Genomic DNA, 1,562 nt, shown 5'->3' on the forward strand with positions numbered 1-1,562 from the left:
GGCCAGGACTGCCCAGCGCCGAGCCGTTGTCGCCTCGGCCGCACGCAGTCATCGTCGGGGCCGGCATCGCGGGTCTGGCCGTGGCGACCGGTTTGGCCGAACGCGGCATCGACGTCGACATCATCGAACGCGAGGACTATCTCGGCGGCCGGGTCGGCGCTTGGAGCGAGTGCTACCGCGGCGGCGAGATCGCCATGAACCGTGGCTTTCACGCCTTCTTTCGCCAGTACTACAACTTGCGCTCGCTGCTGCGCCGCGTCGACCCCGAACTGTCCATGCTCACGCCCGTGGACGATTACCCCCTGATCGACGGCGCCGGTCGCCGAGACAGTTTCCGCGGCCTGCCCCGCACGCCTCCGTGGAACGCACTGGTATTTGCGTTGCGCAGCCCGACCTTTCGACTTCGCGACCTGGCAAGGATCGACGCTCGGGCAGCCGCGCCGCTGGCGGCGGTGTCGTTGCCCGACATTTATCACCGCCTCGATCACATCGATGCCGAAACCTTTCTGAAGAGCATCAACTTTCCCGAGCCGGCGCGTCATCTGGCTTTCGAGGTCTTCTCGCGCAGCTTCTTTGCCAGCCCGACCCAGCTGTCGGCCGCGGAGTTGGCCACCATGTTCCACATCTACTTCCTCGGCTCCAGCGAGGGTCTGATCTTCGATGTCGCCAACGCGAACTACGACACCGCACTCTGGCAGCCGCTGCAGCGATACCTGATCGAGCTGGGCGTGCGGTTTCACCGCGGCACCGCGGTGACAAGCGTCGAAACCGGCCACACCCGCAGATATCGCATCCACACCGATGCAGGTGATGATCTGGACGCCGACGCCGTCGTGCTGGCCACCGACGTGGCCGGGCTGCAGCGGCTCGTCGCGGCGTCACCCGTCCTCGGCAACCCATGGTGGCGCACGCAGATTTCCCGATTGCGCACCGCGCCGCCGTTCGTGGTGCACCGGATGTGGCTCGATCGTCCTGTCGCCACCGAACGTCCGGCATTTCTGGGCACCGCCGGACATGAACCGCTCGACAACATCAGCGTCCTTGATCGCTATGAACGCCAAGCCATCGATTGGGCACGACAGCGGGGCGGCTCGGTAGTCGAATTACATTCATATGCTGTCGAATCCGCGCAGCCGGCCGAGGCTATGGTAGAGCGCCTGCATCAGCTCTACCCGGAAACCGCTGGCGCGCAGATACTCTACGAACGGGTGCTGCGCCGCACCGACTGCCCACTGTTCGCACCCGGCACTTATTCGCAGCGACCGTGCGTCGCCACGCCCCTGCCTGGGCTGCTGCTGGCCGGTGACGGAATCCGCATTGACCTTCCGGTGGCGCTGATGGAGCGCGCCGCCACCACGGGCTGGTGTGCCGCCAACCAGATATTGGCGCAGTGCGGCGTTGCCGGTCATGAATTGGCTACCGTGCCCACCCATGGCCGCTCGGCGCTACTGCGCTTTCTGGCCGGACGAGAAAGGTTTCCCGGCGATGACCATCGGTGACTACATGCGCAGGCACTGGCCCAAAGACTGGCCGCTGCAAGCTATCCCACCACTGGCTTGGCC

1 protein-coding gene is annotated in these 1,562 nt (G+C 65.5%); it reads left to right on the plus strand.

What is annotated here, in order from left to right; genetic code table 11:
* Window positions 1-8: 8 nt before the first annotated feature.
* Window positions 9-1,499 carry an FAD-dependent oxidoreductase gene (locus WBF82_RS22210; RefSeq protein WP_424385087.1) on the plus strand — a complete coding sequence of 497 codons (1,491 nt, stop codon included), beginning with the start codon at window positions 9-11 and terminating at the stop codon, window positions 1,497-1,499.
* The last annotated feature ends 63 nt before the right edge of the window (window positions 1,500-1,562 follow it).

Source organism: Mycobacterium sp., assembly GCF_049673265.1.
In the GTDB taxonomy this organism is placed as follows: Bacteria; Actinomycetota; Actinomycetes; order Mycobacteriales; family Mycobacteriaceae; genus Mycobacterium.